Here is a 9,308-nt window from a genome sequence, read left to right as displayed (position 1 = left end):
TGCGGGCGTTGTTGCTAAAGTTCTGAGCTAATCCCTGCTTTGCTTGCAGTACATTAGCATTAAAAACCCTGATGGAAACATCAGGGTTTTCAGACTGATGACAAAGTCCTGGCCGTAAGGCCGGGACTTTGATCTAATAGGGTCAGTATAATTAATGGACTGACCGCCAGGCTCAGAGCCCCCCTATCCACAGCAGTACCAGTTTGAAACCATCACCCTCGGCGAACTCATCCCCGAAGACCATCTGGTCCGCAAAATCGACGCCGCCATTGATTTCGAATTCATCCGCGAGGCCGTCGTGCATCTCGACTGCCCCAATAATGGCAGATCCGCCATTGGCCTGGTGCGGCTGATTAAAATGATGCTGCTCGGCTATCGGGCGGCTGAAACGTCAGACAGAACGGTTCGGGCTGGAACCAGTGGCAGCGGGCGTGGACGCGGGATTCTTCACAACAGCGGTGTGTCACCTGACGCAGGAGATGGGCATCGCGCTGGCTTAAGTAAAAACGTTAATATATATTCCAGCTAATAATATAAAATATATGAATGTTATATTTAAATGCCTGAAGCTGACATGCTGGTAGTAAAACAAGGAAGAACGAGCCTGTCAGTAATTCTGCGTAACTGCCTGCTTATTAAAGGTGATCGCTCAGGCGGTCACCGAACTCGATAATAAAACGTCTCATTGCCAGCCGCCAGTTCTGGACCGGCATACTCCTTTTTTTTGACGCGTCCTTGATCGCCAAATAAATAACCTTGCGCACTGAATCGTCAGTTGGGAACACTTTGCGTTTCTTTATCGCCGCACGGATCACGCTGTTTAGCGATTCTATGGTGCTCGCGGTATAGATGGCCTTGCGGATATATGGCGGGTAGCTGAAAAATGTGTTCATATTTTCCCAGTGCGCACGCCAGTTTTTACTGATTTGTGGATATTTGTCATCCCACTCACCCGCGAACGTATCCAGCGCCATCAGCGCCGCCTCTTCTGTCGAAGCCTGGTAAACTTCCTTCAGTCCGCTGGTGCGGGAAAACTAGTTAAGATCAGCTTCGGTTTTAAGGCCCTTAGCCAGTTCAGCCGCCAGCGCTTTGAGTTTCTTTACGTTTATAATTTGCCTGTCTCCGTTGTTGAAATGGACATATCAAAAACAGGCAGGTACACAATTTAAATTACAGTCTCGGAAGAACTCAATATATCGAGAGCGATATATTATGGAATATTTTCTATTATACAGGAAATGAATATTATAGGAGTGGAGTGATAAATAAAAAAACATTCATTCAGATCATTATTGGTGTGAGGTTTAGGGTTTTGATAAATTCATGAAAACTATCTTTATGTATTCTTAAAAATCTTTTTCTTATATTCATTTCATTGCTGTTAGTACATCTTTTAAGTATTTTTTGTATACAAGTTATTTTACTTATCAGGATTAACTACTAATAAAATGGAGATGTAATGAAAGTTAATCAGTTAACAAAGGTGCTCGCGAGCGCTGGCCTTTTATGTGCTACGCTCCCGGCATTTGCACTGGAAGCGTGGAATGGTCAGGAAGGTAGTACTACCTACGAAGTCATTTTCGATAGTGGCGTTTACTCCAATATCTGGTGGGTTGGTAAGGATAATTGCCCTGGGGAAGCCGCTTCTGATGAAGCGAATAATCCGTGGCGCTATCAGCGTGCAGCAACCTCAGCAGAGATAGAGCAATATGGTAACCCTACCTCATGTGAAATCAGCGATGGAGATGGCGACAGTACCGCTGCTGCATTCCAGGGGACGGCGACTTATGCCGCAAATGATATTGTCAGCTACAATGGTGCCAACTACATCACATCGGCTGCCGTTGCCGCCAATAGTTTCGTTCCGGGCGAGGGCAATCCGTGGGTTCAATATAAAGAAGTACCGGTATGGTCTTCTGCTACGGCCTATGCCGGGGGCGATATCGTTCAGAAAGATGGCCAGCAGTATCAGGCGCTATTCTTTACCCAGGGGGAAGATCCTTCCCTGCCTGCGAACCAAAACCCAACGTCATCTAATGGCCGTCCATGGCTGCCGATGGGCGCTGTCGTTAATTATACCCAGGATCAACTGAATGCCGCACCGACTTACGATGCAAATACGCTGTATGCGAGTGGAACGCTGATCCGTTTTAGCGGTGTGAACTATATTTCTCAATCTCAGGTGCAGAAAGTTACGCCGCTTGAAACTAACCCGTGGAAAATATATACCGACTGGACGGGTGTAAAAGACCTCGTAGGAACGCCAAAGAACCCGTGGCCAGCCCACGTTTATGCGCCTTATGTTGATTTCTCTCTGAACGATACGGATATCCCCGATCTGGCTGATTTGGCGAAAAACGAGAGTATTAATCACTATACTCTGGCCTTTATTGTCAGCAAGAACGCCAGTACCTGTCTGCCAACCTGGGGGACGGCATACGATATGAAGGGTTATGCCCAGTACAGTAAAGTGAAGGCACTGCGCGAAGCGGGCGGCGACGTTATGGTTTCCATTGGTGGCGCGAACAACGCACCGCTGGCGGCAGCTTGTACCGATGTGAACGATCTGACGCAGCAGTACTACGATATTGTCGATAATCTGAATCTTAACGTTCTTGATTTTGATATTGAAGGTACCTGGGTTTCCGATCAGAAATCTATCGAACGGCGTAATCTTGCGGTGAAAGCGGTTCAGGATAAGTGGAAAGCGGAAGGCCGCAATGTTGGTATCTGGTATACCCTGCCAATCCTGCCAACCGGCCTGACCTTCGAAGGTCTGAACGTGCTAAATGATGCGAAAGCGAAAGGCGTAGAGCTGGCAGGTATTAACGTTATGACCATGGACTATGGCAATACCGTTTGCCAGTCTGCTGGTACTGAGGGGCAGAATATTCACGGTCAGTGCGCAGTCTCCGCGATTGAAAATATGAGTCAGCAGCTGAAGCAGATCTATACCGATAAAACTGACGCCCAGATCAATGCGATGATGGGTACTACGCCAATGATTGGCTACAACGACGTTCAGGGCGAAGTATTTTATTTATCGGATGCGAATCTGGTGATGGAAGATGCTAAGAAACGCGATCTGGGCATGATTGGTATTTGGTCAATGGCGCGCGACAAGCCTGGTCCGGCTGGTGTTGTTGAAGCTACACATAGCGGTTTGACGGAACAACAGGCTCCGAAGTATGCATTTAGCGAAATATTTGCTCCATTTACTCATACTGATGACGATTCAGATGACGATGGCGCCGTTCTGGAATTAAAAACGGGGAGCTATAAATCGCTTAAAAACGGCCTGTGCATTGATGCCTCATATACAACCGGCGGTATGAAAACTTTTGATTGCGTAAGAACGCAGGGACAAACATTGTCTGTCGGGAATTTTAACCAGATCAAAGTGAAATCTTTCTGCCTTGGGGTTAACGGTGGTAAAAATGTTGAAGGTGCGATGATCTACCGTCAGGATTGTGCAACAGGTTCAGCTGTCGCCTCTAAATCCTGGTACTATGAGGGGCAAAAATTTGTCAGTCAGATGGAAGGAGAGAAGCGTTGCATCGCGATGATTGACGATGACTTTATGGCATTGAAATCCTGTAATGATGACGATAAGGCACAGCAGTTCAGCTATACGGAGATCCCTGATTCTGGATATCCATTGTCTCCGAACTCTGGCCTCTTCCAGTCCAGGGCCACTCCGGGTTATTGCCTGGGTCAGGACCCTACGCTCAAAATACTGACCGGTATACGTAAATGCCAAACTGGAGATGCTTACAAAATAACGATGGAGCCAAATGGATACCAAAGCATGATATTGCGCTATGGCACAAATCGTAACAACTGTGTGTACGTTCCTTCTACCTCCAATGCGAACGGCTCTCCAGCTATTTTTGGAAACTGCAGTGCGCAGTATACAGAGCAAGGGATGTCCTGGACGTATCAAGATGGAAAGTTTGTCAGCAAAATGGCTGGAAACCGTTGTCTGGCGGTGATTAGTCCCGTTAGTTACCTGGAATTAAGAACCTGCGATGATAACGATCCCGATCAGAAGTTTGATGAGATCAAAGTGAGCAACTAACCCTAATCTCCCTCTTGCTGGAAACAGCGAGAGGGAGATAATTCCAATATTGAAAATATAACCATTCTCATTTATCCTGTATGGAAAGTAATCAGGAGTGGCTATGTACGTCTGTCTTTGCAACGGTATTAATGACAAGAAAGTCCGCCAGGCGGTACGTCAGTATCATCCCCAATCCTTCCAGCAATTGCGGAAGTTCATACCCATCGGCAATCAGTGTGGAAAATGTATTCATGCCGCCCGTGAGCTGATGGAAGATGAACTGCTCCAGCTCCCGGAATTTAAAGAAATCGCCTGACGTTTGCTTTACATACTCCGTACCCCTTCTACGCTTTTAAATAGTGGAAGCGGAGGAAGCAATAATGAAAGGTGATATAAAGACTATAAATTACCTCAACAAATTGTTGGGGAATGAGCTTGTCGCAATCAACCAGTACTTTTTGCACGCCCGGATGTTCAAAAACTGGGGGCTGAAACGTCTCAACGATATTGAATATCATGAGTCAATCGATGAGATGAAACATGCGGATAAGTACATCGAGCGTATTTTGTTTCTTGAAGGTATTCCGAATCTTCAGGATCTCGGTAAACTTGGCATCGGCGAAAATGTGGAAGAGATGCTGCAGTCCGATCTGCGGCTTGAGCTTGAAGGGGCAAAAAATCTTCGTGAAGCCATTGCCTATGCCGACAGCGTTCATGACTACGTGAGTCGGGATATGATGATAACCATCCTGGCAGATGAGGAAGGGCATATCGATTGGCTGGAGACGGAACTCGATCTGATCCAGAAATTAGGGATCCAGAACTATCTCCAGGCTCAGATTCGTGACGAGGAATAGCGTAAAAGGGCAGAGATTATCTCTGCTCTTTTTGTTAAAAGCGATTAAGCCAAATCAGCACAAGGAACCCGGCTAGCGCCAGCGGCGGGCCGAAAGGGATGCTTTTGCCCTTCAGCGCATTTCCCCTAAAAAACAGCAGGGCCAACAGAATACCCAGGATGGAGGCCATTACCAGTAATAGCGACAAGCATTGCCAGCCGGTCCAGGCTCCACAGGCTGCCAGTAGTTTAAAATCGCCGTATCCTAGCCCATCACGCTTGAGCAACAGGCGGCAAATTTTATTCAGCCCCCATAACGCTAGATATCCGATGACGGCGCCATAAACGGCATCGCTCAACATCCACGGTGAGAACAGGCTGTGAAACAGTAACCCCAGCCATAATAATGGCAACGTCAGGGCGTCTGGCAGCAAAAAGGTGCGCAGATCTATCAGGCTCATGGCGCAGCCAAACCAGAAAAAAACCGCCATGCCGACAGCAATGGGTACTGGCGGGAACATAAGCGAAATTGCGAAGAATCCAGCCATCAGCAGAATTTCTGTCGCCGGGTAATGCCAGTTAATTGGCTGTTGGCAGTAGCGGCAACGGCCGTGCAGACATAGCCAGCTCAATAACGGAATGTTGTCCAGCCAGCGCAACGGGTGCTGGCATTGCGGGCAATGGGATCCGGGCCACCAGAGTGATAGCTGGATCTCTGGTTTCTCTATCATTTTTGGCAAACGATATACAACCACGTTCATCAGGCTACCCAGCAGCAGGCCCATTATCGCCATGCAAGCAGGCCACAGTACGTTAACCATCCGCTACCCCGCCTTCGCCAGATGCAGCGTTTGCAACGTAATCAGTGAGCTATCTTTTTCACTGACACTAAAAGCAAGCTTCAGCGGATAAACTCCTTTTTGATCCCGCAGGCTTTCCAGCCACTTTATCACGCTGGCAAGCGGGATATTTTCGCCGGTAACGATGACCTGAGCGGTTCCTTCCTCTTTAACCATAACAGCGAGCGAAGCCGCTTTGGCGGACTGCTGAACCACATTGCTCAGCGGCGTTTTATCGGGCACTGCCGCGATGATACCCGCTGCCATCGTCTGCTCGTCCAGCCATATTCTTTCGGCCTTGACGCTTTTTAGCGCCTGCTGCTGGCGGGCTATCAGGCTGTTCAGCGGAGTGATAATGCCATAGACGATCCCCGTCAGGGCTAAAACGAAGGCCAGCAGCATCAGCATGCGTTGTTCGGACAGCGACTTATTTTTCCACCACGTTTTCACTGTAGACCTCCGTCCTGAAGAGAATAGATATTGTTGGTTGCAGGGGATGACAGCTTAAGAGCCAGCGTGTTGCCGCTATGCGCGATAAGCTGCGCGATGGTTGCGGCATCGGCCGCGCGCACCGTGAGGGTCAATGTGCCGGTTTCTTTATCGGCCGCGAAGTGGCCCAGCTCAATTCCAGGTACTGCCTTGAGGCTCTTTTCGAGCTGGCGCAGGCGCGTGAGTGGGTCAGGGGAAAAGCGCTTCACTTTCTGGCGGAAGAAAAAACGATAATTTCCCTGCTGTTTATCGCCGGGGAAATAACGCTGCCAGTTTTCCTGTAGGGTCAGGCGCTGGGTGTTCTGCTCCTGATGCAGACCCCAGATGATTGCGCCCTGAACGCCCAGATACATCAGTATGGCTGCGGAGGTAAAACCGGTGATACGCTTGCGCCAGGCAGCAGACACCGGGTAGGCGGGTTTAACGACGCCAAACTCGCTATGAAGCAGGTTGATCGGCGGTGTGGTGAACTGTTGACTGTAGGAGAGCAGAGGCTGCATATCTTCGCAAATCAACGGTGCTTCAGGGCTGAAACGCTGGGTGAGCTGCTTGAAAATAGCGTGGGTCATGTAGCTCCATGAAAATTCTGCATGGCGAACCAACCAGCCGTTTTCCAGCGGCAGCGCGGACCAGCGATCTTCAGACAGCGGTAGATAACAACCGTCAGGGACAACGGCCGTGATCGTCAATCCGGCCTGTCGCCAGGTGTCGAGCAGTTGCTTTAGCTTTTCTTTGTCCACGCCGAGTACGTAACAAATATCATCCTGTCGGCCAGCGATGGTCCAGTGAAGGGCTTCGCTATTGCCGATGAGCTGCTCTTCAACCTGCCAGGCTATCGCCTGTTGAGGGGGCGTAGTGCTGCCTGGCGGCAGAGAAAACTGGCAACAGGTGAGCCAGTTAGCGGGCAGCAAAAGACAGACATTCTGTGCGCCCGGCAAGGCGGACAGCGACAAGAGGATGTCTGCGGCGTCGGAGCGACCTGCCTGGCCGTCACTTAGCCATTCAGTAAATGGTGTGCCTTCCGAGGCAGGGCGAACTATCAGAGTCGGGTGAGTCTGCATTCGATTTCCTTTCGATTAACGATCGCCCGCTACAGCATAACGTGCGTATATGCGTAGCTGGCGTTCCTTCCGTTGGTAATAAATTTCACTACGTTGGACTACCATCCGGCCATTGCGCTGCTGGCGGCTTGTCAGAGTAAAGAAATTACTGCTGGTAACGAGTGCTTTATCTAACATGGTCAGCGCCTCTTTGTGCGTTGGCCATGCTTGTATTGCAGCAGCGGTTAATTCCTGAACTGACTTCCAGCCAGACTTAGGTGCTGTTGACAGAAAACGGCGCACGCTATCAACATCCTGTTCGTTAAGTAACAGGGCTGCGAGGAGCGGAGCGTTATCCTGAGTGAGCGCGTTGACGTTAATTTCCAGCTTACTGCTCCCCTGCGCACACAGCCAGGGAGAGAGTTTCTGGTACAAACCGGGCGTCATGCCTTTAATTGCCCGTAGTTCGCTGATGTCAAAAAACGGCTGATTGGCAACATAGCGTAGCGGTTTGTCACTGTAGTTACTGTCTTCGCCGCCATCGCGGCGCAGGTTGTCATCGCTATCGATATAGTCAGCGATGCTTGCAATGAGGATTTTGGCATTTAGCGTACTGACGCCGTTCTGTTCCAGTAACGCCTGAAAAACGGCACTGGCATAGGGGGGTTCTTCCAGCGCTTCCAGCGGTGGATGGGCCAACGCATTCAGATTGAAACAGTTTTGTGCGCTACGCAACTGCCAACTGACCGTTGCGTCATGCTTCAGATGCAGCGTGCGGCTTTGCGCCCAGTACTGATCGCGGGTGCTTCCCTGGGGGTTATCTGTGAGATCCTGTTGCAGGATGCTCAGCGCCTGTGTCTCCGCTACGCGGAAATCCCACTGCTGTTGCAGGATGTTTTCCTCCTGCCCGATGCGACGAAGCGAAGTCTGAAAACGGGTGGTCATGTCGGCAGCAAGACCGGCCATCAGTCCGAGGATGAGTAGGGTTATCAGTAGCGCCATTCCCTGTTGTTTCATGGCTCTGTTCCTTCCTGCGGGGCTTTCTGCTGTGTGTCATCGGACTTCGGCGTGGCGGTGCCACTATCGTCCGGCCATTTGCCGGTAAGCAAAAAGCGGCGGGTCAGCGTCTGGTTATCCGCTAGCGTGAAAGAGACTTCCAGCCCGCCAGGAAGCGCGGATTCACGAGTAAAGAGAGTGCCATTACGCCCGGCTGGCTGCTGCCACCCCTGATCATAATAGCGTAGCGTCAGGGCGCTAACGCCGCTAATCATCGGCGTAATGGTTTGCTCGGCCGGGTTATCAGGATACTCCGCCACTGCGCGATACAGCGTGTCACCGTCGAGAAACCAACGCACCCGCTGCAGGGCAGGAGCGCAGCAATCATTCGTTGAGCTATGCGTCAGGCGCACGCTCAGCGTCAACGAGCGGTCAGCGACGGAAAGTACAGCTCCTGTGGCACGCGATTGCCGGGGAACAAACCCGTTAATGTCATCCGAGAGCTGTGTCATGACGTTGCTGATTTGCCGGGTGTGCCAATCCGCATTGCGGGTACGCTCATGCGCGCGCAATACGCCGGAGAGGACGGCCCAACTGGCGAGGCTCAAAAGTGAGAAGATCGTGGTCGCCACAAGCACCTCCAGCAACGTAAAACCACGCTGTTTATTACTTTTCAGCATTAGGCGCATTCACACTGGATAGAAGGGTGCGCCACAGCTCACTGGCCCGGTCACCGTCAAGACTGACCCGCAGCTGTTGTGATGTCAGTTGATCGGCGTTGTGACTCGTCAGCTGCCAGTGCCAGCGATACCCCCCCATAGAGATATCGCCTTCACTATTGCTCGTAGCCTGATCGCCCGTAGCCTGAGAAAGCTGCTGGTCGATCAGTTGGTTATCCGCCACCCAGAGTGCCAGTTGCTGCTGTTGCACACGGGCCGTGCCATTAACCGTAATGCCGAGACTGTTCGCCAGCGTCAGCGAGACAACAGCAAAAATGGCCAGCGCCAGAAGCACTTCCAGCAAGGTGAATCCTTCCGTCTGTTTCATGA

Annotated in this window: 9 protein-coding genes and 2 pseudogenes; 4 read left to right on the top strand and 7 right to left on the bottom strand. The window is 50.6% G+C overall.

The genetic code is table 11. The features are described from left to right. Positions 1 to 211: 211 nt before the first annotated feature. Positions 212 to 400 (top strand): annotated as a pseudogene (locus tag GTGU_RS26130) (transposase); the annotation flags it as partial. A 235-nt stretch (positions 401 to 635) separates the two neighbouring features. Here the strand turns inward: GTGU_RS26130 and GTGU_RS15015 are convergent. Then, positions 636 to 1,025, bottom strand: a pseudogene (locus GTGU_RS15015) (transposase); the annotation flags it as partial. A 434-nt stretch (positions 1,026 to 1,459) separates the two neighbouring features. Between GTGU_RS15015 and GTGU_RS26910 the strand changes: the two are divergent. The 3 genes from GTGU_RS26910 (at position 1,460) to bfr (ending at position 4,917) form a co-directional block, all read left to right on the top strand. After that, positions 1,460 to 4,078: a ricin-type beta-trefoil lectin domain protein gene (locus GTGU_RS26910; protein WP_084222803.1), complete on the top strand. Its 2,619-nt coding sequence runs from the start codon at positions 1,460 to 1,462 to the stop codon at positions 4,076 to 4,078. Between the two features lie 103 nt (positions 4,079 to 4,181). Next, complete coding sequence (gene bfd, locus GTGU_RS15005; protein WP_038158548.1) at positions 4,182 to 4,376, top strand: bacterioferritin-associated ferredoxin; 195 nt, start codon at positions 4,182 to 4,184, stop codon at positions 4,374 to 4,376. 64 nt (positions 4,377 to 4,440) lie between these two features. Then, on the top strand, positions 4,441 to 4,917 hold the full coding sequence (gene bfr / locus GTGU_RS15000) for a bacterioferritin (protein ID WP_038158547.1): 477 nt from the start codon (positions 4,441 to 4,443) through the stop codon (positions 4,915 to 4,917). Positions 4,918 to 4,951: 34 nt separating this feature from the next. On the opposite strand, the gene GTGU_RS14995 is transcribed toward bfr, so the two are convergent. From GTGU_RS14995 to gspI, 6 genes are read right to left on the bottom strand one after another with little or no spacing between them, the layout of a single operon-like run. Continuing rightward, entirely contained in the window at positions 4,952 to 5,716 is a 765-nt protein-coding gene (locus GTGU_RS14995; protein ID WP_038158546.1) for a prepilin peptidase, read from the bottom strand. 3 nt (positions 5,717 to 5,719) lie between these two features. Then, the gene (gene gspM, locus GTGU_RS14990) at positions 5,720 to 6,184 is read right to left on the bottom strand and encodes a type II secretion system protein GspM (RefSeq protein WP_038158545.1); all 465 of its coding nucleotides are present in this window, start codon (positions 6,182 to 6,184) and stop codon (positions 5,720 to 5,722) included. Further along, entirely contained in the window at positions 6,181 to 7,284 is a 1,104-nt protein-coding gene (gene gspL / locus GTGU_RS14985; RefSeq protein ID WP_038158544.1) for a type II secretion system protein GspL, read from the bottom strand. Before gspL ends, gspM begins: the two co-directional genes overlap by 4 nt. A 15-nt stretch (positions 7,285 to 7,299) precedes the next feature. Beyond that, entirely contained in the window at positions 7,300 to 8,280 is a 981-nt protein-coding gene (gene gspK / locus GTGU_RS14980) for a type II secretion system minor pseudopilin GspK (protein WP_038158543.1), read from the bottom strand. Further along, complete coding sequence (gspJ, locus tag GTGU_RS14975) at positions 8,277 to 8,939, bottom strand: type II secretion system minor pseudopilin GspJ (protein ID WP_038158541.1); 663 nt, start codon at positions 8,937 to 8,939, stop codon at positions 8,277 to 8,279. The genes gspK and gspJ overlap by 4 nt, the downstream gene beginning before the upstream one ends. Continuing rightward, positions 8,926 to 9,306 (bottom strand): type II secretion system minor pseudopilin GspI, encoded by a 381-nt coding sequence (gene gspI / locus GTGU_RS24025; RefSeq protein WP_051857365.1) that lies wholly within the window; start codon positions 9,304 to 9,306, stop codon positions 8,926 to 8,928. The genes gspJ and gspI overlap by 14 nt, the downstream gene beginning before the upstream one ends. Between the last annotated feature and the right edge of the window lie 2 nt (positions 9,307 to 9,308).

The organism is Trabulsiella guamensis ATCC 49490 (assembly GCF_000734965.1).
GTDB classification, from domain to species: Bacteria; Pseudomonadota; Gammaproteobacteria; order Enterobacterales; family Enterobacteriaceae; genus Trabulsiella; species Trabulsiella guamensis.
The sequence above is the reverse complement of the archived record's forward strand: the minus strand, read 5'-3'. Positions and strand labels throughout refer to the sequence as shown.

What these genes read in the sequence shown, in the direction of transcription:
- GTGU_RS26910 (WP_084222803.1), top strand. Translation starts at nt 1,460, where the DNA reads ATGAAAGTTAATCAGTTAACAAAGGTGCTCGCGAGCGCTGGCCTTTTA.
- bfd (WP_038158548.1), top strand. Translation starts at nt 4,182, where the DNA reads ATGTACGTCTGTCTTTGCAACGGTATTAATGACAAGAAAGTCCGCCAG.
- bfr (WP_038158547.1), top strand. Translation starts at nt 4,441, where the DNA reads ATGAAAGGTGATATAAAGACTATAAATTACCTCAACAAATTGTTGGGG.
- GTGU_RS14995 (WP_038158546.1), bottom strand. Translation starts at nt 5,716, where the DNA reads ATGGTTAACGTACTGTGGCCTGCTTGCATGGCGATAATGGGCCTGCTG.
- gspL (WP_038158544.1), bottom strand. Translation starts at nt 7,284, where the DNA reads ATGCAGACTCACCCGACTCTGATAGTTCGCCCTGCCTCGGAAGGCACA.
- gspK (WP_038158543.1), bottom strand. Translation starts at nt 8,280, where the DNA reads ATGAAACAACAGGGAATGGCGCTACTGATAACCCTACTCATCCTCGGA.
- gspJ (WP_038158541.1), bottom strand. Translation starts at nt 8,939, where the DNA reads ATGCTGAAAAGTAATAAACAGCGTGGTTTTACGTTGCTGGAGGTGCTT.
- gspI (WP_051857365.1), bottom strand. Translation starts at nt 9,306, where the DNA reads ATGAAACAGACGGAAGGATTCACCTTGCTGGAAGTGCTTCTGGCGCTG.